The organism is Pyruvatibacter mobilis, from assembly GCF_012848855.1.
Taxonomy (GTDB): Bacteria; Pseudomonadota; Alphaproteobacteria; order CGMCC-115125; family CGMCC-115125; genus Pyruvatibacter; species Pyruvatibacter mobilis.
In genome coordinates, this window is sequence record NZ_CP051630.1 from 3,145,018 (window position 1) to 3,169,039 (window position 24,022).

The following is a 24,022-nucleotide window of genomic DNA, read 5'->3' on the forward strand; positions in this document are numbered from 1 at the left end:
CATGACGGAGCGGACACTCGCATGAGCCACACTGACCCCAAGACAGTCACCCACGCCATCTGCGGGGCTTATCTGCTGGTTGCCTTTTCCGATGGCGAGTTCGCGTCCATTGAGGAAGGCCGGCTTATGGCGGAGCTTGCCGCGGATGACGCCTTCCGCGCGTTCGATCTCTCGGCGCTCAATGCAGAGATGGACGAATTGATCCAGGCCTTCACCGCGGACTATGAGGCAACGGCGCTCGACGTGCTGATCTCCATTGCCTCGGTGAAGGAGGGCGAGATGGCGGTGCGCGCCGTCAAGCACGCCGCCCGCGTCGCCATTATCGCCGATCAGGCGATCTCCCCGCAGGAAGAGCACGCGCTGGAGCGTGTTGCCCTGGCGCTGGGGCTGGACAAGGCCGCGCTTTAGGCGGGCGTCTCCAGATGTGATGCGACGGGATGTCCGGGCTTTCGAGGTGCGGCCTGCTGCAGCTTGCCACTGGCCTTGATCCCGCGTCCCTGCTAGGAACCCGGCCAACTGATCGATAGTTCGTTTCCGGAGACCTGATCCCATGACCACGCACAAGCTTCTTCTCCTGCCGGGCGACGGCATCGGCCCCGAGGTGATGGGGGAGGTGCGCCGCGCCATCGACTGGATGAACGCGCAGGGGCTGACCTCGTTCGAGGTTGAGGAAGGGCTTGTGGGCGGTGCGGCCTATGACGCCCATGGCCAGTCGATCTCCGAGGATGACATGGCCCGCGCCATGGCGGCGGATGCGGTGCTGTTCGGTGCTGTCGGCGGTCCCAAATGGGATGACGTGCCCTATGATGTGCGGCCCGAGGCCGGCCTCTTGCGCCTGCGCAAGGACATGGAGCTGTTCGCCAATCTCCGTCCCGCCATCTGCTTCGGTGCGCTGGCGGAAGCCTCGTCGCTGAAGAAGGAGCTGGTCGACGGGCTTGATATCCTGATCGTCCGTGAGCTGACGGGCGGTGTCTATTTCGGTGAGCCGAAAGAGATCACCGACCTTCCGAACGGCCAGAAGCGCGCGGTGGATACGCAGGTTTATGAAACCTACGAGATCGAGCGCATCGCAGCGGTGGCCTTCGACCTCGCCCGCACGCGTGACAACCGCGTCTGCTCGATGGAAAAGCGCAATGTGATGAAGTCCGGCGTTCTGTGGAACGAGGTCGTGACCGAGGTGCACAAGCGCGATTACCAGGACGTGGAGCTTTCCCACATGCTGGCGGATGCAGGCGGCATGCAGCTGGTGCGCGCGCCCAAGCAGTTTGACGTGATCGTCACTGACAATCTGTTCGGCGACATGCTGTCGGACGTGGCTGCCATGCTGACCGGCTCGCTGGGCATGCTGCCGTCGGCGTCGCTGGGCGCGCCGGACGGCAATGGCAAGCGCCGTTCGCTCTATGAGCCGGTGCACGGCTCTGCGCCCGACATTGCGGGCCAGGGCATCGCCAACCCGATTGCCATGCTGTCGAGCCTCGCCATGTGCCTGCGCTACTCGTTCACCATGGGTGACGTGGCAGACCGGCTCGAGCGCGCCATCACCACGGTGCTGGACCAGGGCCTGCGCACCGGCGACATCATGCAGGACGGTATGACCAAGGTCTCGACCGAGCAGATGGGTGACGCCGTCGTGAAGGCGATGGGCGAAGGCTGAGGCGGGGCGTAGAGAAAACCCGCTATCCCTCCGGCTTGACCGGAGGGTCTCCCTCAATTGCGCTCGGCTTCAGAAGCCCCTCATTCTGAGATCCTCCGGTCAAGCCGGAGGATGAGCGGGGGGGGGGAGGACTATTACCAGCCGTAAGGATGGCGCCGCCAGCGGTCGTAATAGAACGGCCAGTTGGGGCCCCAGAAAGCCTGTGCCGCGGCCTGGCGGCGGGCCTGGGTATCGGCTTCCAGCGCCCGGATCTCACGCAGCTTCAGCAGGCAATTGCCGAACGGTTCGGTGGTCTCGGTAAAGCCGAGTTCCGTGCATTCGGCCTTGTCGGCGGCAAGCTGTGCCTGGGCGCGGGCAGCGCGTTCCTCCGGGCTGGTGCAGGCGGTGAGTGCTGCCAGCAGAATGGCGGGGGCGATTGTCCTTGCGAGGCGGGCGGGCGTCATGGTGCTGCTCCCTTAAAGGCCGATGCCGATCCCGATGCCGACACCCACATTGCCGCTGGAGCGAGAGTTCTGCTCCATGGCGCGGATCTCGCGCAGCTTCAGGCGGCAGTTTCCATAGTCCTCGGTGCCCTCGGTGAAGCCGAGATCGAGGCAGGCCTGATGGTCGGCGGCGTTCTGCCGGGCAATTTGCTCGGAGCGGTCTCCGGCGCAGGCGGCAAGCAGGCCCGCAAGGGCAATGCTTGTGAGGATGCGGGTCGTCATGTGCGGTCTCCCCTTGATCATCGCGCAGTGTACCGGGCGGAAAGCGGCGACAAGGTGGCGCGGCCCCTCACATCCGGGTGAGCCGCCCCTGTGCCCGGCTGGCCGGAAAAATGGCGCCCCCGCCGGATAAACTCGCTGTTTGGCGGGAACTTTTCTGCCGGTTGCGGGTTGCCAGACCGGTGGTCTCATGTGGAGACCGGCGGGCGGGTCTCATTGACGTTGCCTGTGGGCAATGACATATACAGCGCGCGATTAAGAGCTGAAGACGGACCTGATGGCCGATCGACTGACCTTCCCGGAGCCTGACGCCCCGTGCGCGCCCTGTGCGCCGCATGGCCGTGACGCCATGGCTGCCGCCGGGTCCACCTTCACCCCTACAACCATCCTCACCAAGACCGGTTCCACCACCAAAACCACTGGCGGAACCACCGTCTGATCCTGCCTCTTGCGCCGCTCACACTCTCTTCTGCCGGCCGCAGGGGAGGCGCAGGCGCAGCGGGGCCGCACCGGCACACCTCAAGGCGGGGATCGGGCGCGGCGCAGGAGAGGAACTCACGGACAAAACGGAGCACATCATCATGGGTTTGAAAGTCGCCGTCATCGGCGCCACGGGCAATGTCGGGCACGAGATGCTCAACATTCTCGACGAACGTCAGTTTCCGGCCACCGAAGTTGTGGCCATTGCCTCGCGCCGCAGCCAGGGCAAGGACGTGTCCTTCGGCGACAAGACGCTGAAGTGCCAGGCGCTTGAGAATTACGATTTCACCGGCACCGACATTGCCATCATGTCGGCGGGCGGCAGCGTGTCGAAGGAATGGTCGCCGAAGATCGCCGCCAAGGGCGCGGTGGTGATCGACAATTCGTCGGTTTGGCGCACGGACCCGGATGTGCCGCTGATCGTGCCGGAAGTGAATGCCGACGCGCTGGCCGGCTACACCAAGAAGAACATCATCGCGAACCCCAACTGCTCCACGGCGCAGCTGCTGGTGGCACTCAAGCCCCTGCATGACCTTGCGCAGATCGAGCGCGTCATCGTGTCGACCTATCAGTCGGTGTCGGGCACGGGCAAGGACGCGATGGACGAGCTGTTCAACCAGACGCGTGCCGTCTATGTGAACGATCCCATTGAGCGGAACATCTATCCCAAGCAGATCGCATTTAACGTGATCCCGCATGGGGGCGACTTCATGGAAGACGGCTACACCACCGAAGAGTGGAAGATGACCGTCGAGACCAAGAAGATCCTCGACCCGAAGATCAAGCTGACGGCGACGTCGGTGCGTGTGCCGGTGTTTGTCGGCCATGGTGAGGCGGTGAATATCGAGTTCGCCAAGCCGATCACCGACGATGAGGCGCGCGACGCGCTGCGCGAGGCGCCGGGGATTCTGGTGGTCGATAAGCGCGAGGACGGCGGCTATGTGACGCCGGTCGAATGCGTGGGCGACTACGCCACCTTCGTCAGCCGCATCCGCGTTGACCCGACGGTGGAAAACGGGCTGGCCCTGTGGGTCGTGTCCGACAATCTGCGCAAGGGTGCTGCCCTCAACGCTGTGCAGATCGCCGAACTGCTCAACACCAAATATCTGTCGAAGGCTGCCTGACGGGCGGACCACCTTCGGCCACGACCACATCAGGCGCCGGCGGGCAATCCCGCCGGCGCCTTCTGTTTGGGGGTCACGCGGCCTGGGACGACGGGCTCTGACAAGGGGGGGGCAGGCAAGGGGCCCAGACAGGGGGCATGCTCAGGCAGGGCTTGCGCCGACCGGCTCTTTTTATATAATCACCATTATGCCAAAACGAGTCGACCATATGGAGCGCCGCTCCCAGCTTGCCGCCGCCGCCGTCCGGGCCATTGATGACCGGGGGCTTGAGGCGGTGCGGCTGGTGGATGTGGCGAAGGCCGCAAATCTCACCACCGGGGCGGTAGTCCATTATCTCAGCAGCAAGGACGATGTGCTGATGGCCGCCTTCGAGCAGGTGGGCCTGCGCAATGTCGAGCGCATGGTCGAGACGCGCGGGCAGGGCATTGTGGACCGGGCGATGGCCTATCTGCCCCGGGACGAGGAGACCGCGCGCGAGTGGCGGGTCTTTCTTCAGTTCTGGGGCCGCGGTGTCAGCGACCCTGCGTTCCGCGCCAGGCACCGCGAAGGGTATGAGGCGATTTCCGCAGCGCTAGCCGCCGAACTGGCCACCGAAGAGGTGCGCCAGCCGGAGGTGGTAGCGGATGCGACCATTGCCATTGTCGACGGGATTGCGGTGCGCGTGGCGATGGAGCCGGATGCCTGGCCGCAGGAGCGCATGCGCCGAACACTTGCCGCGGCGCTGGTGCCGCTGTTCACGGCCCATGGTCAAGACGGGAGGAATTGACGATGCCACAGCTTGTAAGCCTGCCTGCGGATGCCCCGCAGGACGAGATTGCCGACATCATCGCCCGCGACGGGGCGCTGATCCTCACCGGCGCCCTGGATGATGCGTTGCTGTCGCAGGTGCGGGCAGAGACACAGCCTTTGATGGACCGGTCCGCGAAGGGGCTTGATGATTTCACGGGCCGCAACACCACGCGCACCGGCGCGCTTGTTGCCCGCTCTCCGGCCTGCCGGGAGGTGGTGATGAATGACTCGGTGCTGACGGCGGCCAACCGTTTCCTTGCGCCCTATTGCGACCGTATCCAGCTGCATCTCACCCAGCTCATTCGCCTGCTGCCGGGGCAGGGCAAACAGTTGCTGCATCGCGACAAGCTGGCCTGGGGCGGCTACCTGCCGGATATCGAACCCCAGTTCAACACGATCTGGGCCCTGACGGATTTCACCGAGGAAAATGGGGCGACCCAGGTCGTGCCCGGCAGCCAGCATTGGGAAGAAGGCCGCGAGGCTGATCCGTCCGAGGTCTGCCAGGCCGTGATGCCGGCAGGCTCCGTTCTTCTTTATTCGGGCTCGGTCATTCACGGGGGCGGGCAGAACCGCTCCGATGCGCCGCGCGTGGGCATGAACCTGACCTATTGCCTGGGCTGGCTGCGGACGGAAGAAAACCAGTATCTGTCCTGCCCGCCGGAGGTCGCAAAGACACTGGATCCTGCATTGCAGGAGCTGCTGGGCTACACCATGGGGTCTTATGCGCTGGGCTATTTCAGCCCGCCGGAACCCAGTCCGGACATTCCCGATACCGCGCCGCCGGAACTGGCCCTGGGCCGTCTGCCACGCGAAGCCCCCACCGCCAAGAAGATCGCAGAGACGGCGGGCGATACGGTTGGCTCCTTCGTGGCAACCGAGGGCACTTCACCATCCGCCTGATACCCCACAGCACACCCATCCTTCCCCATACGGAGGATGGGTGTGTTGCGTTGCGGCAAAATTAACCTTCTTCCCCCACGCTTCGTCGCTGAATTTCTGTCAGTGCGTGGTGGAAGAGTTGGGTATGGGCGACGCGGCGGTCACGGACAATACGATCTGGCTTCTGGTGTGCACCGTTCTGGTGCTGCTGATGCAGGCGGGATTCACCTGTCTTGAGACGGGTCTCGTGCGGGCCAAGAACACCATCAATGTCGCCATCAAGAACGTGGCTGATTTCTGCGTGGCCACGCTGGCGTTCTGGACCGTCGGCTTCGGCCTGATGTTCGGGGCGACCCTCGGCGGGGTCATCGGCACCAGCTATTTCATGTTCAATCCCGGCCCGTTTGACGGGCCGAGCAGCGCCTGGCTGATGGCGTTCTTCTTCTTCCAGATGGCATTCTGCGGCACGGCCACCACCATCGTCTCCGGTGCGGTCGCCGAGCGCATGAGCTTCCGCGGCTATCTTCTGACCGCGCTGGTGCTGTCGGCTGCCATCTACCCCGTATTCGGCCATTGGGCCTGGGGTGGGTTTGGCATGACCGGGCAGGAAGGCTGGCTGCAGGGCCTCGGCTTCATCGATTTCGCGGGCTCCACCGTGGTGCACAGCATCGGCGGCTGGGTCGCGCTGGCGGCGGTGCTTATCATCGGCCCGCGCATCGGCCGCTTCGAACATGCGGACTCCTTTGGCAAGTCCCACAACACGCCTATCGCGGTCTTCGGCATGTTTCTGCTGTGGATCGGCTGGTTCGGCTTCAATGGCGGCTCAACCCTGGCCATGGACGTGTCGGTGCCGCACATCATGGTGCACACGCTGATCGCGGCGGCTGCCGGCGGCATGGTCGCGATGATGCTGACTTGGACACGCCGGGGCGCACCGGATGCGGTGGACAGTCTTAACGGCGTCCTCGCCGGTCTCGTCGCCATCACCGCGCCCGCCCATGTGGTGGGTATCGGGTCTTCGGCTCTCATCGGCGGTATCGGCGCCATTGTCGCCTTGGGCGCGCAGTCGCTCCTGCGCCGCAGGCAGATCGACGACGCGGTCAGCGCCGTACCCGTTCATCTGGCCGCCGGCATCTGGGGCACGCTTGCTGTTGCGCTGCTGGGTGATCCTGATCTGTGGGGCACGGGGCTGACGCGGCTTGAGCAGCTCGGCGTGCAGGCGCTCGGTGTTGCGGTCGCGGGCGTCTATGCCTTCGGTCTCGGCTATATTGTCCTGCGTGTCATCAACGTCTTCCTGCCCCTGCGTGTCAGCGCGGAGGCTGAGCATATGGGGCTCAATGCGTCCGAACACGGTGCATCAACAGCCATTCATGATCTTATCCACGCCATGGACGAGCAGCGCCACACCGGTGACTTCTCCACCCGTGTGCCCGTGGAGCCCTATACGGAAGCCGGCCAGATCGCCGAGCAGTACAATCAGGTGCTCGACCGGGTGCGCAGCGAGATGACCGCGCGCGAACAGACCGCCGAGCAATTACGGTCCGCGCGTGACCAGGCGGAGCTGGCCAATGCGGCGAAGTCCGAGTTCCTGGCCAATATGAGCCACGAGCTGCGCACGCCGCTCAATGCCATCATTGGGTTTTCGGAAATCATCAACAAGGAAGTCTTCGGCCCGGTTGATCATCCTCAGTACCGGGAATATGTCGGCGATATCCACGACAGCGGTACGCATCTCCTGTCGATCATCAACGACATCCTGGACCTCTCGAAAATTGAGGCGGACAGCTATGAGCTGAATGAGGATGAGTTGCGGGTGGAAAGCGTGCTCAATGCCTGCAGCCGCATGATCCGCACACGGGCGGAAAGCGGACGCCTGAAACTCTCCGTCGAGATCGAGCCGGAGCTGCCCTATCTGTATGCCGACGAACGCGCCCTGAAGCAGATGATCATCAACCTCGTGTCCAACGCGGTGAAGTTCACCCCGGAAGGCGGCAGCGTCAGCCTGCGCGCGCGCCTTGAGCCCGACGGGCGGCTGGCCCTTGAAGTCGCGGATACGGGTGTCGGCATTGACCGCAAGGACCTCGCCAAGGCGTTCGAGCCGTTCTCGCAGCTGTCCTCGGATGCGACGGTCTACAAGGCTGACGGCACGGGCCTCGGCCTGCCGCTCACGGCTGCCTTGGCGCGCAGCCATCAGGCAACGCTGGTGGTCGACAGCGCGCCCGGCAAGGGCACGGCCATCACCATCCGCTTCCCCAATGAGCGTATCGTCAAGCGCCAGTCGGCCGCGTGATCGAACAGCCTTGGTGTCAGCGCGCGGGCGCGATGATGGCGTAACGGCCCGCCGCAAGAGGCAGGTCGCGACTGCCCGTCACGCGCGCCTCGGCAATCAGCGACGCCACCATGGTGATCGCCGCCTCCAAGGCCTGCTGCACGGATTGGCCATTGAGCCGGTGACCGAGATAGGACGCCGCCGCCACGTCGCCCACACCGTTGGGCGCGTTCTCCACATGCAGGTTTTCCGTCACGTGGCGTCCGTCCGCCGTCACCGCGATCGTGCCGATATGGCCGGCCTGCGCCGCGGGTGTCGAGGTGACGATGACCTCGGCGGTGCCGAGGCTGCGGGCGGCTGCCTCGATGGCGTCGATGTCGTCGAGCTGTCGCACATCCTCACGTCCGGTCAGATGTGACAGCTCGAACAGGTTGGGCGTCAGGATCGTTGCCATGGGGGCCAGGTCGCGCGCCACGGCGTGGGCCACGTCCTCCGCCACATAGAGGGAGCCCTGGTCCCCCATGATCGGGTCCACGAGGATGGTGATGTCCGGGTGCCGATGCCGGATGCCTGTAAGGATGGAGGCGGCTGCATCCACCTGGTCCGGGTCGGTGAAGTAGCCGGTGCTCACCGCCGTCAGTCCCGACAGCCAGCCCCCGTCTTCAAGGCTTGCGGCCATGGCCCTGAGATCCGCTGCCGGGGTTGCCCGGCGCATGGGGGCACCGTGGCCCGGATGGTGCGATAGCAACACCGTGGGCAGGGCCCAGACCTCATGGCCAAGCATCTGCAGCACCGGCTGGGCGGCCGAGTTGCCCACATGGCCGGCAACAACCTGGGAAGAAATGGCGAGAACGGTCATGGGGGCGTTTCCGGAGCGTCGGCGGTTCTTTTTGCTGGCGATCGTCGGGCGGGACAGGGCCGCAAGCGGGTGGGTCCTGAGATCAGCTGTGTGATTTGTCGGCGGGCGCAGTTGGCCGCGGCCAGCAGGTGCGCCATAAGACTGGCAAAGCTAAAGCGCAACTGTGAAGCGGATGAGACAGATGTTACCCCAGTTCGATGCAGGCCGCCCGCGCCGTTCCGTCCTCTACATGCCCGGCGCCAATGCGCGTGCACTGGAAAAGGCCCGCACGCTGGACGCGGACGCGCTCATTCTCGATCTGGAAGATGCGGTCGCGCCGGACGCCAAGGAGGACGCCCGAGCGCAGGTCGTCGCTGCGGTCAAGCAGGGCGGCTATGGCCCGCGCGAGGTTATCGTGCGGGTCAATGGGCTCGATACGCCCTGGGGCGCGGAAGACCTTGCTGCCGTCAGCGGCATCGGTGCCGACGGTGTGCTGATCCCCAAGGTCAACGGGCCGGGCGACCTTGATGCGGCGGCACAGCTTCTTACCGACGAGCCATTGTGGGCGATGATGGAAACGCCGGCGGCCGTGTTTGCCGCGCAGGAGATCGCGCAGCATCCGCTGCTCTGCGTCATGGTGATGGGCACCAATGATCTGGTGAAGGAGCTTAAGGCCGCCCGGGTGCCGGGGCGGGCACCGCTCGTCACGGCGCTGCAGATGTCGTTGCTGGCCGCTCGTGGCGCCGGGCGCATCGCCATTGACGGGGTGTTTAACGGCATCAAGGACGAGGCGGGTTTCCGGGATGAATGTGCGCAGGGCCGTGACTTCGGCTTTGACGGTAAAACGCTGATCCACCCCTCGCAGATTGCACCCTGCAACGAGATATTCGCCCCGGATGCTGAAGCAGTCGCCGAAGCGCGCGAGATCATTGCCGCGTTCGATGCGCCCGAGGCCAAGGGCAAGGGTGTCATCACCGTCGGCGGCAAGATGGTGGAGCTTCTGCATGCGGAAGAAGCCCGGCGGCTTGTTGCTGTGGCAGATGCAATTGCCGCCAAGGATGCATCAAGCGAGGCTGCATCATGAGTGGACAGAAATCATCCTCCGGCAATTTCTTGGAAGACTTCGCGCCCGGGCAGGTCCTGACGCACGCCACGCCCCGCACGGTGACGCAGGGCGATGTAGCGCTTTACACGGCGCTCTACGGGTCACGCTTTGCGCTGCAATCGTCGGCTGAGTTCGCCCGCCAGTGCGGGTTGCACGCAGCGCCGGTGGATGACTGGTTGGTCTTCCATCTCGTCTTCGGCAAGACGGTGCCGGACATCTCGCTCAATGCAGTTGCCAATCTCGGCTATGCGGATGGCCGTTTCGGCGTGCCTGTCTATCCCGGCGACACGCTGCGGGCCGTCTCTGACGTCATCGGCATCAAAGAAAACTCCAACGGCAAGACTGGCGTTGTGTATGTGCGCACGCGCGGCCTCAACCAGAACGGCCAGGAAGTGCTCTCCTATGTGCGCTGGGTGATGGTCCGCAAGCGCGACGCGGCCTCGGTGATTGAGGGGCATGTGCCGCCGGAACTGCCGGACCACGTGCCTGCAGACGCGCTGGATGCTGCCGCGGTGCCGAAGATGACCGGCTTCGACTTTGCTGCCAGCGGCGAGCCGTATCGCTGGGATGAGTATGCCGTGGGCGAGACAATCGACCATATGGACGGCATGACGGTGGAAGAGGCCGAGCACCAGCTGGCAACGCGGCTTTATCAGAACACCGCGCGCGTCCACTTCAATCAGTATACGGAAGGCGCGGGCCGGTTCGGGCGGCGGCTGATTTATGGCGGTCATGTCATCAGCCTGGCGCGGGCCCTGTCGTTCAACGGGCTGGCCAATGCCGTGAAGGTCGTCGGTCTCAATGGCGGCCGCCATGTGGCGCCGCTGTTTGCGGGCGACACGGTCTATGCGTGGAGTGAGGTTCTCGACAAGGCGGCGTTGCCGGGCCGGGACGATGCAGGCCTCCTGCGCCTGAGGATGATCGCGACCAAGGATCTGCCTTGCGCGGACCATCCTCTGCCGGATGAGGCAGAGGGCGTGATCCTCGACCTCGACATGTGGGTGGCAGTGCCGCGCTAGCCGCAGACATTTACGGATAGAGATAGCTGATCGTCGCCAGTGCCACGGCGACGAGTTTTTCTTCCGTGCCGGTGATGCAGCTCACCCTTGCCTCGGTCACGCTCTGGCTGCGGCCGGCGCGGATGATTGTGGCGCGTGAAACGGCCGTGTGGCCGACGGCAGGGCGCAGGATGTTGATTTTGTATTCAGCAGTGACCGCGCCCAGAGCCCCCTCCGGGCGCATGGTGCCGGCAACAGCGGCGCAGGCATTATCGGCGAGGTAGCCGATGACGCCGCCATGGATGAACCCGTTCTGCTGGCTCAGGTCCTGGCGGTTGTCGATGGCAAGGGTGAGAGTGCCCGCACTGATCTCGGTGATGCGGGTGCCCAGCAGCCGGGTGAAGGGCTGGCCGAGCACGGCGTCGGCCACCCGGCGCAGTTCACCGTCCAGTTTTTCGGTATCGATGGGGGCGAGAGGTGACGCGTCATGCGCAGGGGTGGCGGCAGGAGACATGGGCTGATCCGTGAAACTGGCGGTGGATGACCCGGCCAGCCTCACCGCGGCACACCAAGCCGCTCAATCCGCCGCAGGCGCAAAACGGATTGCGGCGCCAACCGGGGATCGGTTGACGCCGCGTCTTGCTGGTTTTCCCGGGTCACGCAACCCGGGTTGCGTTTGCGCCTCTGCTAGCGGAACAGGCCCAGTTCCGGTCCTGTCAGCGTCCGCATCTGGCCTTCTTCCTCAATGGTCACCACGGCGGGTGTCAGCGGGAAGCCGCCTTCGGGGGCTTCTGCGAAGGAGCAGGTGATCTTGCCGGTCAATACGGCGCCGTCCGGCGGCCCGGGCGGCAGCACGCGTTCGTAGGGCATTGCGATGTCCAGCGTGCTGATGAATTCGTCGCCATAGCGCTTGTCTTCAAAATAGCTCTGCTTGGCGCCGCGGATAATCAGCGCTTCATCCGGGTCTGCCCCTTCCGGCACGCCGAACAGGCCTTCGAAGCCCTGCTGGCAGACCTTGACGTGGGGAACCGACAGGGTGGTGAGGCTCGGGTCGAGCTCGATATTGCGGGCCGGGGTCTGGGCGGCGGCGGGGAGGGCCGCTGCACCGGCGATCACCAGGGCAAGCGCGCCCGGGATCGTGGAGGCTTTGAGTGTCGCGTGCGTTTTCACGGGGAAATCCGTCCTTGAAACTGCGTCGAAACGGGGTGGCACATGCCAGCACGACCGATGCTGGCCGCGCTTCATGTCGGAATAATGGTGAAGGTGCCGCGACGGTTTCTTGTTCCCGCCGGCACGGCCTTTATTCGACCGGCACGGGGTGCGCCCTGTCCCATTGCCGCCTGCGGTGATCGCCCTAGCTCGGGGGATGACGGAAAATTGGAAGTCTGCCGTTTGCCACGCGCGGTAACCCGCGATAAGTAAGCGCAGCATTAGGGTTCTCCCTTGAAAATATACGGTTACTGAGAGGCATTCGCAAATGGCTGATACGCAGGTAGAGGCAGCGCTTCGAGAGCGGCCCATGTCGCCGCATCTGCAGATTTACTCGCCGCTGATCTCAATGGTGATGTCCATCGTTCACCGCATTACCGGCGCGGCCCTGTTCTTCGGCACTCTTATTCTTGCCTGGTGGCTGGCGGCTGCCGCCATCGGCCCGGAGGCCTATGCGCAGTTCATGAGCATTGCCGACAGCCTGATCGGCCGTCTCGTGCTGTTCGGCTATACCTGGGCGCTGATCCACCACATGCTGGGCGGCCTGCGTCACTTCATTTGGGATGCGGGCAAGGGCTTCAATCTCGGCACCGTTGATCTCATGGCCTGGGGCACGCTGATCCTGTCGGTTAGTGCCACGCTTGCCATCTGGTTCGCCACTTTCCGCATGATGGGGGCCTAAGACATGACCTCTTCCAATACCGATCTGCGTACGCCGCGCGCCAAGGTGCGCGGTCTGGGCTCCGCCAAGGACGGCACGGGCCATTTCATCGCCCAGCGGGTGACGGCGGTGGCCATGGTGCCGCTCGGCCTTGCCCTGATCGCGGCGATCATTTCTCAGCTCGGCGCCGGGCATGACAGCTTCAAGGCCTTCATCGGCAATCCGCTGGTTGCCGTCGGCTTCCTGCTGCTCATCTTCACCGGCACCTATCACATGCGCCTGGGTATGCAGGTCATCATCGAGGACTATGTCCATGGTGAAGGCCGGAAGATGCTGTCGCTGCTGGCGAACACGTTCTTTGCAATTGTCATCGCGGCCGTTGCGGGCTTCTCGGTTCTGAAGCTGGCGCTCGGCGCCTGAGGCAATCCGGCTGCGTAGAGGAAAATTGAACTCATGACCACGAACGGATCCTACGAGATCATCGACCACACCTTCGATGTGGTGGTTGTCGGCGCCGGCGGCTCCGGCCTGCGCGCCACGCTGGGCTGCGCGGAAGCCGGCCTGCGGACGGCCTGCATCTCCAAGGTGTTTCCCACCCGCTCCCACACGGTGGCAGCGCAGGGCGGCATCTCCGCCTCGCTCGGCAATATGGGCGATGATGACTGGCGCTGGCACATGTACGACACCGTCAAGGGGTCGGACTGGCTGGGCGACCAGGACGCGATTGAATATCTGTGCCGCAATGCGCCGGAAGCCGTTTATGAGCTCGAGCATTTCGGCGTGCCGTTCTCGCGCACCGAGGAAGGCAAGATCTATCAGCGTCCGTTTGGCGGCATGACCACCAATTACGGTGAAGGCATCGCCCAGCGCACCTGCGCGGCGGCTGACCGTACGGGCCATGCGATCCTGCATACGCTGTACGGCCAGGCCGTGCGCCACAACGCGGAATTCTTCATCGAGTATTTCGTGCTCGACCTGATCATGGTCGATGGCCGCTGCGCCGGTGTGATGGTCCTCAACATGGATGACGGCACCATTCACCGCTTCCAGGCCAACATGGTGATCCTCGCCACGGGCGGCTATGGCCGCACCTATTTCTCCTGCACCTCCGCGCATACCTGCACGGGTGACGGTAACGCCATGGTGCTGCGTGCCGGCCTGCCGCTGCAGGACATGGAGTTCGTGCAGTTCCACCCGACCGGCATTTACGGATCAGGCTGCCTGATTACCGAAGGCTCGCGCGGTGAGGGCGGTTACCTCACCAACTCCGAAGGCGAGCGCTTCATGGAGCGGTATGCGCCGTCGGCCAAGGACCTTGCCTCGCGCGACGTGGTATCGCGCTCCATGAGCATGGAAATCCGCGAAGGTCGCGGTGTGGGCGCGGAAGGGGATCACATCTTCCTGCATCTCGACCATCTGGATCCGAAGATCCTGGCCGAGCGCCTGCCAGGCATTTCCGAAAGCGCCCGCATCTTCGCCGGTGTGGACGTGACCAAGGAGCCGATCCCGGTGCTGCCGACGGTGCACTACAATATGGGCGGCATCCCGACCAATTATCACGGTGAGGTTGTTGCGCCGAAGGACGGTGACCCGGATGCCGTGGTGCCGGGCCTGATGGCCATTGGCGAAGCGGCCTGCGTGTCGGTGCATGGTGCCAACCGTCTCGGCTCCAACTCGCTGATCGACCTTGTGGTGTTCGGGCGCGCTTCGGGTCTGCGCTGCGCGGAAATTCTCACCCCGGGTGAGCGCCAGCGTGAGTTGCCGGCGGATGCTGGCCAGAATGCGCTCGCCCGCCTCGATCACTTCCGCCATGCCTCGGGCGGCACGCCGACCGCCGAGCTGCGTCTCAAGATGCAGAAGAGCATGCAGACCAATTGTGCGGTGTTCCGTACCGGTGAAACGCTGGACGAAGGCGTGTCACAGATCGCCGACGTCTATTCCGGCCTGCCGGACATCAAGGTCGAGGACCGGTCGATGATCTGGAACTCGGACCTGATCGAGACCCTGGAATTCGACAACCTCATTTCCCAGGCTGCCGTCACCATGAACTCTGCTGCCAACCGCAAGGAAAGCCGCGGCGGTCATGCGCGTGAGGACTTCCCTGACCGCAATGACGACGAGTGGATGAAGCACACGCTGGCCTGGGTGGACGAAAAGGGCAATGTGTCCCTCGATTACCGCCCGGTGCACAGCTACACGATGAGCAACGATGTCGAATACATCGCGCCCAAGGCGCGCGTGTATTGAGCGTTAAAGGGACTGGAACAGAAAAATGGTCGAACTGACGCTGCCGCGTAACTCCAAGATTTCCGGTAAGGGCAAGACGTTCAAGGCACCCAAGGGCGCCAAGAAGGTCAAGACCTTCAAGATCTATCGCTGGTCGCCGGATGATGATCAGAACCCGCGCGTGGACACCTACCAGGTGGACCTCGACAGCTGCGGGCCGATGGTTCTGGACGCGCTCATCAAGATCAAGAACGAGGTGGACTCCACGCTCACCTTCCGCCGCTCCTGCCGCGAAGGCATATGCGGGTCCTGCGCGATGAACATCGACGGCACCAACACGCTGGCCTGCACCAAGGCCATCGACGACGTGAAGGGCACGGTGGCGATCTACCCGCTGCCGCACATGAAGGTGGTGAAGGACCTGGTGCCGGACCTCACCAATTTCTACGCCCAGCACGCCTCCATCGAGCCCTATCTCAAGACCGATACGCCGGCCCCTGAAAAGGAATGGAAGCAGAGCCGCGAGGACCGCGAAAAGCTCGACGGTCTTTACGAGTGCATCCTGTGCGCCTGCTGCTCCACGTCCTGCCCCAGCTACTGGTGGAACCAGGACCGTTATCTTGGCCCCGCCGCGCTGCTGCAGGCCTATCGCTGGCTGGCTGACAGCCGCGACGAGGCCACGGGCGAACGGCTCGACAATCTGGAAGACCCGTTCCGGCTCTATCGCTGCCACACCATCATGAACTGCGCCAAGGCCTGCCCGAAGGGCCTGTCGCCTGCCAAGGCGATCGCAGAGATCAAGAAGATGATGGTGGAACGTCAGGTCTGACCCGTCAGCGTCTGACCTGTCCATCTCTGGACGGCCGACACATCACGCCGCTGTCCCCGGTTTCCGGGGGCAGCGGTTTTTTTTGTCGGCAGCATCCCCGCCCGTCGACCCGGTCCGGCGACCCTGTGCTGGGCCCATGTGTTATCGTCAGGGCCATCCGATTGGGAGGTGCCCCATGACCATTACTCAGCTTCATCATGTGCAGCTTGCCATGCCCGCCGGGGGCGAGGAGGCGGCGCGGCTCTTTTACGGGCAGTTGCTCAGCTTGCCCGAGGTGCCGAAACCCCGGGAGCTTGCAAAGCGGGGCGGCTGCTGGTTCGAGCAGGGCGACATCCGCATCCATATGGGTGTCGAGGCAGAGTTCCGGCCCGCAAGAAAGGCCCACCCGGCCTTTCAGGTCAGTGACATCGACGCCGTTCGCGCCTGCATGCTTGCAGCCGGAATCGAGGTGAAAGACGATGACGCACTTGAAGGCTTTCGCCGCTTTTTCGTGGCAGATCCGTTCGGCAACCGCATAGAAATCCTGCAGCCGCTCTAGAGCGTGCGGCATCACCGGAACCAGCGCCCGCCTCAGCCGTTATTCCCCGTGGACCCTGACCAATGAGCGGCACGCGGGAGCGGCATCATGGACTTTGTGGAAATCCTCCGCTGGACGGCCAGCGGCACCGGCACCATCGCAGCCCTCATGGTGGCGGCGCACATCTCCACCCGCATCACGGGCTATGGCTTTGTGATCTTCACCTTCTCGTCGATGTTGTGGATTACCGCCGCCTTCTTCCAGGACCAGGACCCGCTGGCGATGCAGAACATCATCCTGTTCGGCATCAACCTCTTCGGCATCTACCGCTATCTCTGGCGCAATCCCGATAAGAAGACCCAGAAGGCCCCCGCCTCCGCCTGACCCTAAAAGGCTGCGCGGAGCGAGAGTGACAGCTGGGTGCGGCTTGTGTCGGTTCGGCCGATATCGGTGTTGGCGCCGAGATTGATCAGGGCCGTGTCGCCGAAGCGGGCTGTGAGGCCGATACCGCCGCGCAGCCAGTCAGTGTCGCGGGCAAGGCCTGTTGTGGTGAAGCGGGCACCGGGGGCGCCTGCGAAACTTGCCGTTACCGTTGGCGCATCCCCGTTGAACTCATGCACCCATCCGGCGCTCGCATAGGGGGCGAGGTCCCAGTTGCCGGCGGTGATCTCGTGGGCGATCTGCGCGCCCAGGGTCGAGGTTACCGAGGTCTGCGCCGCATCGGCGACAGAAAGGTTGAACGCGCCCGCGCCCTGTTCGTTGTATCCATCCGTCCGGGTCCTGACGTAATCCAGTGAGGCCATGGGGCCGAAACTCGTGGCACCGTGGCGCTGTATATGCCCGGCGCGCAGGCCTGCCGACAGTGTTGTGCCGGTGGTGTCGCTCCGGGCCTCCATCCGGCTCGCGCCGATGAGGGCCACGCGGGATGTGTCTGCACTCGTTGCGGCGGCGCCCGCATAGGCATCCATGAAGATGTCGCCGCCCAGCACGGGAGCATCCGGTGCGGAGCGCCAGGAGGCGTAAATGCTGCCGCCATAGGCGCGGGCCTCCGTCGCGCCGCCGAAAGACATGTCAGTGGATGTGGCGCTGAGCGATGCTGCGGCGCCGACCACCAGATCATCCGTTAGCCGGTAGTCCAGGCCGGCGGTCAGGCCCGAGGTGGTGAAGTCCTGCCGCGCGCCGCCGGGAGCTGCGGTGTCACCGAAGCTCACATCGCCGGAGAGAAACGCGCCCATGCGGTCGGGCAGTGCGAAGGCGGGGGCGTGGGGCAGGGCGTTCCGTTGTGCGGTCCTGGCGCGGGCGATTGCGGTGCGCAGAGCGTGCGGATCACCGCTGGTACCGGCGAGCTGGGCCCCCGCGAGGCGCAGCTGTGCCACCGATATGCCGCGCGCCCCATTGCGCAGATCCGCCATGCGGATGCCCAGCTGGCTTGCCAAGGTCGCGGCGTAGGAGAGGCCCGACGCCGTCTGGGAGAAGCCCTGCACGGGGGTCAATTGAGCAAACAGCGTGTCGCGCTGGGTTGGTGTCAGCACGGCGAGTTGCGACAATACCTGATCCACCTGCGCATCGGTCGTGCCGCGCAGGCTGTCGAGCGCCGAGGCGATGCCGCGATTGGCATCGTCGGCTACCGCCTCGGCGAAGGTCGCAGCGCCAATCCGCAGCTGGACCTGCGTTGTGCCGATGGAGACGTTCTCCACCGTCAGCAGACCGGGCAGGGCATCGGCAATGGTGGCAAAGCCGCCACTAACGCCGCCTGCGGCTTCCAGGATCGTGTAGGTGGTGCTTTCAAGCGGCACGGTGCCGCCCGGTACGAGGCTCACCTCGAGCGTGCCGTCAAGATCAGCGGAACCGGTCACCAGCAGCTTGTCGGCGCTTGTGCGGTCGATCTCGATGGCAAGTGTCGCGTCAGCGCGCTGATTGTAGAGGCTGTCGATTGTCAGGGTGCCGATGGAATTGCCCGGCGCGATCCTGCCGGCGGTGTTGATCGCGGCCAGTGTCCTTACGGTGCCGGATCCGGTGAGCATGCCGCCTGCGAGGTTCAGGGCGGTCGTGGTGAGGTTGCCGTCCACGCGCAGCGTTCCGGCTCTTACCTCGGTGCCGATCTCGTTCTCCAGTGTCGTGCCGCCGGCGATCATCAGGCCGGCGCTGCCGCCGGTGAGCGTCAACCGGTCGATGGTCCGGTCGCTCGACAGGGTGGTGGTGCCTGGCTCCGACAAGGTCACATTGAAAAAACGGGACGGGGTCGAGAGTGAAAAGCCCGGCGTGACATTGTCCGGCACCACGCCTTCTGACCAGCGGGCGGCGTTTTCCCAGGCACCGTTGCCTGCCTCTGCCGAGACGTTGCGCAGGGGCGAGTTATCGGCGATCCACGAGGTCAGCGGCGCCAGCGGGGTGTAAATGATCGTCTCGCCGTAAAACCCGTCACCATTGCCGGTCAGGATGTTGCCGCTGGCATTGTTGACACCCACCACATAGAACTCGCCGCCAATCTCTACCCACAGGGCACCGCCGGAATCGCCGCCGCCGGACGACGCTTCGAGGTCTGTGGCGGTGGCCGACCCGGTCTGGTTCTTGCCCGGGTCCAGCGGGTCGTCGAAATCGAAGATCAGGGCGTCTTCACCATCGGTATGAAAGCGTACCGGCCCGACGGTCACGTCGAGCGGGGCGATCTGATCAAGGATATTGGTGCCGATGCGCCGCTTGTCGTCGTCGCCCACGCTGGCGTTGGAGCCCGTGCCGGAACTGCCATAGCCGACAAGATAGATCTTGCTGCCGGTCTGCGGCAGGGTGGTCAGCAGCTTGCCGGTCGGCACGGTGGTGATTGCGGTGTCGAGGGCGACAAGGGCCACGTCCTGCATGTCGGCGAGGCCGCTGGGGGAGTGAGTATAGTCCGGGTGCAGCGTGATGCTCGCATAGTCGGACTGGTTGCTGGCCGGCACACCGATGGGGGCGAAGGTAATGCCCGCCTGATCGAGATTGGGCGTGATGGTGCCGTTATCCTCGTAGAAGCAGTGAGCCGCCGTCAGCACCGTGCGGGCGTTGATGAGGGTGCCGGTGCAGAAATTGCCCCCGACATTCACCAGATTGCCGACGGACATGAACTGGTTGGTGGTGTCGAAGTAATTGCCGATGCCCCCGGCGGCCGCAGCTACGTCATCACGAATATTGACGGCATGCGCCGGCGCGGAATGGCAGACAGCCAGTGCTGTCACGGCAGCGCACAGGGCGCGGCCATGGCGCTTCGGCGAAGTGGTTGTCATTGACGTGGTGCCCCCCGGCTGCGCCGCCCTCCCGGCGCAATACTCTTAACGGGGCTTAACTTATCGTCTGGGGCCTGAGGAATTCCAGCGCCGAAGTCGCCTTGGTAAATGCCCTCACGCGGTGGATCTGATGATCGGCCCTTGAATCGCTTTCATATTTCGACCATATTCAAAATATGAAAACGACAGACGCCACCGAAGCCTTTGCCGCCCTTGCCCAGGACACCCGCCTAGAGGTGTTCCGGCTCCTGGTGAAAGCTCATGACCCCGACCCCGCCAAGGGCGGACTGCCTGCGGGGGAAATCGCCGCCCGCATGGGGCTCGCGCCGGCCACCTTGTCCTTTCACCTGAAGGAACTGGCCCGGGCCGGGTTGCTGGCGAGCCGCAAGGACGGCCGCTCCATCATCTACCGCGCGCAATTCGACAAGGTCGCGGCGCTGGCCGCGTTCCTGCTGGAGGATTGCTGTGAAGGCCGGTGCGGCGTCTGTGTCAGCACACCGGCTGAAACTGAAAAAGCCTGAGGAGGCTCCCGACATGACCCGACTTCATGTGTCCGTCACCGTCCCCGATATTGCCCAGGCCACGCGTTTTTACGCTGCCATGTTCGGCGCAGAGCCGACGGTTGAGCGTCCCGGATATGCCAAGTGGATGCTGGATGATCCGCGCGTCAATTTCGTCGCCACGGAAGGCCGGGACGCGGATGCCCAGGGTGTTGCGCATCTGGGTATCCAGGCCGATGACGCTGACGAGCTTTCCACGCTTTACAGCCGCTTCGACGCGGCGGACGCCGATGTCTACGAGGAAGGCAAGACCGAGTGCTGCTACGCGCGCTCCGAGAAGAGCTGGGTCAAGGACCCCGCGGGCATGGCCTGGGAAGCCTTCCTCACCAGCGAGGTCATCGATCATTTCGGTGAAGGTCCCGTGACCGCTGCCCCGCCTGCCGAGGTGGAGGCCTCCGAGCGGCGTCTCCCGGGCTGCTGCTGAGCGCCCTTGCGGCCCCCTGTTTTGTCTTTCGCAGATCATCAGACAGCTCAAAGGAGAGCATGATGTCCGAACTCTACAATGTGCTTTTCCTGTGCACCGGCAATTCGGCGCGCAGCATCATGGGGGAGTCGATCCTGAACCGGATCGGCAAACCCAAATTCCGGGGCTACAGTGCCGGCAGCCACCCCAAGGGGCAGGTCAATCCCTACGCCCTCGATCTGCTGCGCAAGCTGAATTATCCGACAGGCGACCTGCGCTCCAAGGACTGGAACGAGTTTTCCGGCGACAATACGCCCAAGCTCGATTTCGTTTTCACCCTGTGCGACAGCGCCGCCGGCGAATTGTGCCCGGCCTGGCCAGGTCAGCCGATGACCGCCCATTGGGGCTTCGAGGATCCGGCGGCGGCCGAGGGCTCTGACGCGATCATCGCCCAGAAATTCGCTGAGGTGTACGGGCAGATCGAACGCCGTCTCCAGATCTTCACCAGCCTGCCGATTTCCTCGCTCGACAAGCTGACGCTCCAGAAGCGGCTCGATGATATCGGCCGCGACATGTCCGAGGCTGGCTGAGCACATGAGCGCACAGACTTCTGCACAGCACACGAAGGCCGCCGGACGGCTCGGCTTTCTCGATCGCTATCTGACCTTATGGATATTCGCCGCCATGGCGGCGGGCACGTTGCTGGGCGTCGTCTTCGACGGTGTCCCGGCGCTGATCAGCACGGCGTCGTGGGGCGAGACAAACCTGCTCATCGCCGCGGGGCTTATCCTGATGATGTATCCGCCCCTGGCGCGGGTGAAGTACGAGGCGCTGCCGACGGTCTTTGAGGACCGCAAGGTGCTGCTCCTGTCGCTCATCCAGAACTGGCTCATCGGCCCGGTGCTGATGTTCGCCCTGGCGGTCATCTTCCTGTCCGATGAACCGGCCTACATGACCGGCCTCATCCTCATCGGTCTCGCTCGCTGCATTGCCATGGTGATCGTCTGGAACCAGCTGGCGCGTGGCAGCAACGAATATGTCGCCGGGCTTGTTGCCTTCAACAGCCTGTTCCAGCTCGTCTTCTTCAGTGTCTATGCGTGGGTCTTCCTTGCCTGGCTGCCGCCGATGCTGGGCCTTGAAGGGCAGGTCATCAATGTGAGCTTCGGCGTTATCGCCGGTGCCGTCGTGCTTTACCTCGGTGTGCCGTTTGCGGCCGGCTTCCTGACGCGCCATGTGCTGCGCCGGGCCAAGGGCGAAGACTGGTACGCAAACACTTTCCTGCCGCGGATCGGGCCGGTCACGCTTATCGCGCTGCTCTTCACCATCTTTGTCATGTTCGCGCTCAAGGGCGAGGCGGTGGTGGAATTGCCGTTCGATGCAGTGCGGATAGCCATTCCGCTGGCGCTTTACTTCTTCATCATGTTCTTCGTCAGTTTCGCGATGGGCAAGATGCTGGGAGCGGATTACGAGCGGACCACGTCGCTTTCCTTCACTGCGGCCAGCAACAATTTCGAGCTTGCCATCGCGGTGGCCATTGCGGCTTTCGGTCTCAATTCACAGGTGGCCTTTGCCACAGTGATCGGTCCGCTCGTCGAGGTGCCGGTGCTGATCCTGTTGGTTGGTGTCGCCCTGCGGTTGGGCGACAGGTGGTTCGGCCTGTCGTCCCGGGCGAGGCCCCAGCCCGCTGCCAGCTCGGCAGACTGACGCTATCCTACGACCACTCCGTGGCGCCGCTGTGCCTTTGCCAATCGCCTTTGACGCAGCGGCGCCAACGGGTCTAACGCGTAGGGGGGCGCCTGCCTGCTGCTCCGGCTTGCGGCCCCCACGCGATAAGCGCTAAGTCACCTCCAAGCCAGACCGAGTGACAGGCTGGCACGGTTTCACCCGAGGGAGGCGCGCGCTCGTCAAGGCGCGCGTGACGCGCATGGCCAAGGACCTTCATCACTTCATCAATGGCGCCAAGATTGCCGGGACCAGCGGCAATTTCCTGGATGTGTTCGACCCGAACACGGGCGAGGTGCAGGCCCGCACGCCGCTTGCCACCGAAGACGAGACCCGCGCCGCCATTGACGCCGCAGAAGCCGCTTTCCCGGGCTGGTCGCAGGTCAACCCGCAGCGCCGCGCGCGGGTGATGTTCGAGTTCAAGCGCCTGGTCGAAGCCAATATGGACGAGCTGGCGCATATGCTCTCTAGCGAGCACGGCAAGGTGATTGCCGACGCCAAGGGCGACATCCAGCGCGGTATCGAAGTGATCGAGTTTGCCTGCGGCATTCCGCATCTGCAGAAGGGCGAGTTCACCGAGGGCGCAGGCCCCGGCATCGACATGTATTCCATGCGCCAGCCGCTTGGCGTGTGCGCGGGCATCACGCCGTTCAACTTCCCGGCGATGATCCCCATGTGGATGTTCGGCGTGGCGATTGCCTGCGGCAACACCTTCGTGTGCAAGCCGTCCGAGAAAGACCCGTCGGTGCCGTTGCGCCTGGCGGAGCTGATGATGGAAGCAGGCGCGCCCTCAGGCGTGCTCAATGTGGTCAACGGGTCCAAGCCCGCCGTGGACACGCTGCTGACGGACCCGCGCGTCGAGGCCATCAGCTTTGTCGGTGCGTCCGCCACGGCTGAATACATCTATGCAACGGGTGCCGCCCACGGCAAGCGCGTGCAGGCCATGGGCGGGGCCAAGAACCATGCCATCATCCTGCCGGATGCGGATCTCGACGGCGTTGTGAACGATCTGATCGGCGCAGGCTACGGGTCGGCTGGTGAGCGCTGCATGGCGATCTCCGTGGCCGTGCCGGTGGGCGAGGACACGGCCAACCGGTTGGTGGACAAGCTGATCCCACGCGTCGAAGCGCTCAAGGTGGGCACGTCAACTGATCCGGATGCGGATTATGGTCCGGTGGTGACGGCTGAGCACCGCGAGAAGATCAAGAGCTACATCGACATGGGCGTGAAGGAAGGCGCGGAGCTTCTGGTCGATGGCCGCGACTTCACCCTTCAGGGTTATGAGAACGGCTTCTTCATGGGCGGTTCCCTGTTCGACAAGGTGACGCCGGACATGCAGTCCTACCAGGAAGAGATTTTTGGTCCGGTTCTGCAGATCGCCCGCGCCAAGACGCCGGAAGAGGCGCTGGCGCTGCCGTCCAACCATCAATACGGCAATGGCGTTGCGATCTTCACCGAGGATGGCAATGCCGCCCGCAACTTCGCCTCCAAGGTGAATGTGGGCATGGTGGGCATCAACGTGCCGATCCCCGTTCCGCTTGCCTATCACACCTTCGGTGGCTGGAAGCGGTCCGCCTTCGGCGACACCAACCAGCACGGGCCGGAAGGTGTGAAGTTCTGGACCAAGATCAAGACCGTCACCGCCCGCTGGTCGCGCGGCAATGAAGGCGCCAGCTTCGTCATCCCGACGATGAAGTGACAGCCCGGCGGATTGGCTAATCTGGTTTTCGGCGAATGGCCCTGTCTGCTGACGGGGCCATTCTTTTTGGTGGCGGCGCACCCAACAGGAGGTTGCCTG

Annotated in this window: 26 protein-coding genes; 20 read left to right on the plus strand and 6 right to left on the minus strand. The window is 64.1% G+C overall.

The annotated features are described in order from the left end of the window. Positions 1-21: 21 nt before the first annotated feature. A complete protein-coding gene (locus HG718_RS14725) occupies positions 22-408 on the plus strand; it encodes a TerB family tellurite resistance protein (protein WP_160586377.1) in 387 nt (128 codons plus the stop codon). 142 nt (positions 409-550) lie between these two features. After that, a complete protein-coding gene (leuB, locus tag HG718_RS14730) occupies positions 551-1,654 on the plus strand; it encodes a 3-isopropylmalate dehydrogenase (protein ID WP_160586378.1) in 1,104 nt (367 codons plus the stop codon). Between the two features lie 134 nt (positions 1,655-1,788). On the opposite strand, the gene HG718_RS14735 is transcribed toward leuB, so the two are convergent. Together HG718_RS14735 and HG718_RS14740 are read right to left on the minus strand one after the other, a co-directional pair. Then, complete coding sequence (locus HG718_RS14735; RefSeq protein WP_036263116.1) at positions 1,789-2,097, minus strand: hypothetical protein; 309 nt, start codon at positions 2,095-2,097, stop codon at positions 1,789-1,791. 12 nt (positions 2,098-2,109) lie between these two features. Beyond that, complete coding sequence (locus tag HG718_RS14740; protein ID WP_160586379.1) at positions 2,110-2,358, minus strand: hypothetical protein; 249 nt, start codon at positions 2,356-2,358, stop codon at positions 2,110-2,112. Between the two features lie 274 nt (positions 2,359-2,632). On the opposite strand from HG718_RS14740, the gene HG718_RS14745 reads away from it, so the two are divergent. The 5 genes from HG718_RS14745 (at position 2,633) to amt (ending at position 7,917) form a co-directional block, all read left to right on the plus strand. Then, positions 2,633-2,794, plus strand: coding sequence for a hypothetical protein (locus tag HG718_RS14745; RefSeq protein ID WP_160586380.1), 162 nt, complete (start codon positions 2,633-2,635; stop codon positions 2,792-2,794). Positions 2,795-2,936: 142 nt separating this feature from the next. Continuing rightward, positions 2,937-3,959, plus strand: coding sequence for an aspartate-semialdehyde dehydrogenase (locus HG718_RS14750; RefSeq protein WP_027839617.1), 1,023 nt, complete (start codon positions 2,937-2,939; stop codon positions 3,957-3,959). 208 nt (positions 3,960-4,167) lie between these two features. Next, positions 4,168-4,725, plus strand: a complete 558-nt coding sequence (locus HG718_RS14755; protein ID WP_160586381.1) for a TetR/AcrR family transcriptional regulator — start codon at positions 4,168-4,170, stop codon at positions 4,723-4,725. Between the two features lie 2 nt (positions 4,726-4,727). After that, positions 4,728-5,648 (plus strand): phytanoyl-CoA dioxygenase family protein, encoded by a 921-nt coding sequence (locus HG718_RS14760; RefSeq protein WP_160586382.1) that lies wholly within the window; start codon positions 4,728-4,730, stop codon positions 5,646-5,648. A gap of 124 nt (positions 5,649-5,772) precedes the next feature. Continuing rightward, positions 5,773-7,917 (plus strand): ammonium transporter, encoded by a 2,145-nt coding sequence (amt, locus tag HG718_RS14765; RefSeq protein ID WP_160586383.1) that lies wholly within the window; start codon positions 5,773-5,775, stop codon positions 7,915-7,917. Positions 7,918-7,933: 16 nt separating this feature from the next. On the opposite strand, the gene pdxY is transcribed toward amt, so the two are convergent. Next, positions 7,934-8,755 carry a pyridoxal kinase gene (pdxY, locus tag HG718_RS14770; RefSeq protein ID WP_160586384.1) on the minus strand — a complete coding sequence of 274 codons (822 nt, stop codon included), beginning with the start codon at positions 8,753-8,755 and terminating at the stop codon, positions 7,934-7,936. A gap of 181 nt (positions 8,756-8,936) precedes the next feature. On the opposite strand from pdxY, the gene HG718_RS14775 reads away from it, so the two are divergent. Both HG718_RS14775 and HG718_RS14780 read left to right on the plus strand, forming a co-directional pair. Then, a complete protein-coding gene (locus tag HG718_RS14775) occupies positions 8,937-9,818 on the plus strand; it encodes an HpcH/HpaI aldolase/citrate lyase family protein (RefSeq protein WP_160586385.1) in 882 nt (293 codons plus the stop codon). Beyond that, positions 9,815-10,858, plus strand: a complete 1,044-nt coding sequence (locus HG718_RS14780; protein ID WP_160586386.1) for a MaoC family dehydratase — start codon at positions 9,815-9,817, stop codon at positions 10,856-10,858. The genes HG718_RS14775 and HG718_RS14780 overlap by 4 nt, the downstream gene beginning before the upstream one ends. 10 nt (positions 10,859-10,868) lie before the next feature. Here HG718_RS14780 and HG718_RS14785 read toward each other — a convergent pair whose 3' ends face one another. Together HG718_RS14785 and HG718_RS14790 are read right to left on the minus strand one after the other, a co-directional pair. Beyond that, positions 10,869-11,351: a PaaI family thioesterase gene (locus tag HG718_RS14785; protein ID WP_160586387.1), complete on the minus strand. Its 483-nt coding sequence runs from the start codon at positions 11,349-11,351 to the stop codon at positions 10,869-10,871. Positions 11,352-11,524: 173 nt separating this feature from the next. Next, complete coding sequence (locus HG718_RS14790; protein ID WP_160586388.1) at positions 11,525-12,007, minus strand: hypothetical protein; 483 nt, start codon at positions 12,005-12,007, stop codon at positions 11,525-11,527. Positions 12,008-12,314: 307 nt separating this feature from the next. On the opposite strand from HG718_RS14790, the gene sdhC reads away from it, so the two are divergent. From sdhC to HG718_RS14820, 6 genes are all read left to right on the plus strand, one after another. After that, entirely contained in the window at positions 12,315-12,728 is a 414-nt protein-coding gene (gene sdhC / locus HG718_RS14795) for a succinate dehydrogenase, cytochrome b556 subunit (RefSeq protein WP_027839622.1), read from the plus strand. A 3-nt stretch (positions 12,729-12,731) separates the two neighbouring features. Beyond that, positions 12,732-13,127, plus strand: coding sequence for a succinate dehydrogenase, hydrophobic membrane anchor protein (gene sdhD / locus HG718_RS14800; protein WP_160586389.1), 396 nt, complete (start codon positions 12,732-12,734; stop codon positions 13,125-13,127). 33 nt (positions 13,128-13,160) lie between these two features. Then, complete coding sequence (gene sdhA / locus HG718_RS14805; RefSeq protein WP_160586390.1) at positions 13,161-14,954, plus strand: succinate dehydrogenase flavoprotein subunit; 1,794 nt, start codon at positions 13,161-13,163, stop codon at positions 14,952-14,954. Between the two features lie 25 nt (positions 14,955-14,979). Beyond that, entirely contained in the window at positions 14,980-15,762 is a 783-nt protein-coding gene (locus HG718_RS14810) for a succinate dehydrogenase iron-sulfur subunit (RefSeq protein ID WP_027839625.1), read from the plus strand. Between the two features lie 175 nt (positions 15,763-15,937). Continuing rightward, a complete protein-coding gene (locus tag HG718_RS14815) occupies positions 15,938-16,300 on the plus strand; it encodes a VOC family protein (protein WP_160586391.1) in 363 nt (120 codons plus the stop codon). A gap of 87 nt (positions 16,301-16,387) precedes the next feature. After that, complete coding sequence (locus HG718_RS14820; RefSeq protein WP_160586392.1) at positions 16,388-16,663, plus strand: hypothetical protein; 276 nt, start codon at positions 16,388-16,390, stop codon at positions 16,661-16,663. 2 nt (positions 16,664-16,665) lie between these two features. Here the strand turns inward: HG718_RS14820 and HG718_RS14825 are convergent, their stop codons facing one another. Further along, complete coding sequence (locus tag HG718_RS14825; RefSeq protein ID WP_160586393.1) at positions 16,666-19,539, minus strand: autotransporter domain-containing protein; 2,874 nt, start codon at positions 19,537-19,539, stop codon at positions 16,666-16,668. 176 nt (positions 19,540-19,715) lie between these two features. On the opposite strand from HG718_RS14825, the gene HG718_RS14830 reads away from it, so the two are divergent. From HG718_RS14830 to HG718_RS14850, 5 genes are all read left to right on the plus strand, one after another. Then, positions 19,716-20,060 carry an ArsR/SmtB family transcription factor gene (locus HG718_RS14830; RefSeq protein ID WP_160586394.1) on the plus strand — a complete coding sequence of 115 codons (345 nt, stop codon included), beginning with the start codon at positions 19,716-19,718 and terminating at the stop codon, positions 20,058-20,060. A 13-nt stretch (positions 20,061-20,073) separates the two neighbouring features. Then, a complete protein-coding gene (locus HG718_RS14835) occupies positions 20,074-20,523 on the plus strand; it encodes an ArsI/CadI family heavy metal resistance metalloenzyme (protein WP_160586395.1) in 450 nt (149 codons plus the stop codon). 59 nt (positions 20,524-20,582) lie between these two features. Then, on the plus strand, positions 20,583-21,092 hold the full coding sequence (locus tag HG718_RS14840; protein WP_188658377.1) for an arsenate reductase ArsC: 510 nt from the start codon (positions 20,583-20,585) through the stop codon (positions 21,090-21,092). Between the two features lie 4 nt (positions 21,093-21,096). After that, positions 21,097-22,206, plus strand: a complete 1,110-nt coding sequence (gene arsB / locus HG718_RS14845) for an ACR3 family arsenite efflux transporter (protein WP_160586397.1) — start codon at positions 21,097-21,099, stop codon at positions 22,204-22,206. A 220-nt stretch (positions 22,207-22,426) separates the two neighbouring features. After that, entirely contained in the window at positions 22,427-23,923 is a 1,497-nt protein-coding gene (locus HG718_RS14850) for a CoA-acylating methylmalonate-semialdehyde dehydrogenase (RefSeq protein WP_160586398.1), read from the plus strand. The last annotated feature ends 99 nt before the right edge of the window (positions 23,924-24,022 follow it).